The 237-nt window shown below is 70.9% G+C and carries 1 pseudogene; it reads left to right on the forward strand.

The window, feature by feature from the left end:
• A pseudogene (locus G3N93_RS42505) lies at positions 1–237 on the forward strand (hypothetical protein); the annotation flags it as partial.

Consider the following 237-nt stretch of genomic DNA (forward strand, 5'->3'; position numbering starts at 1 on the left):
GAAAAAAACAATCCCCCCCCCCCCCCCCCCCTCTCTCCCCTCCCCCCCCCCCCCCCCCCCCACCCCTCCAACCACCCTCCCCCCCCCGCCCTCGGACACCCACGTCTGCCGTCCCCACCGCCACGCGCACCTCCTTCACACCAACATCGCCCTCTCCCTCCACTCCCCACCCACTCCCACCACCCAAGCCACCACTACACCCCCTCCACCAACAGCCCTCAACACGCACCACAGCCA

The organism is Burkholderia sp. Se-20378, from assembly GCF_017104665.1.
Taxonomy (GTDB): Bacteria; Pseudomonadota; Gammaproteobacteria; order Burkholderiales; family Burkholderiaceae; genus Burkholderia; species Burkholderia lata.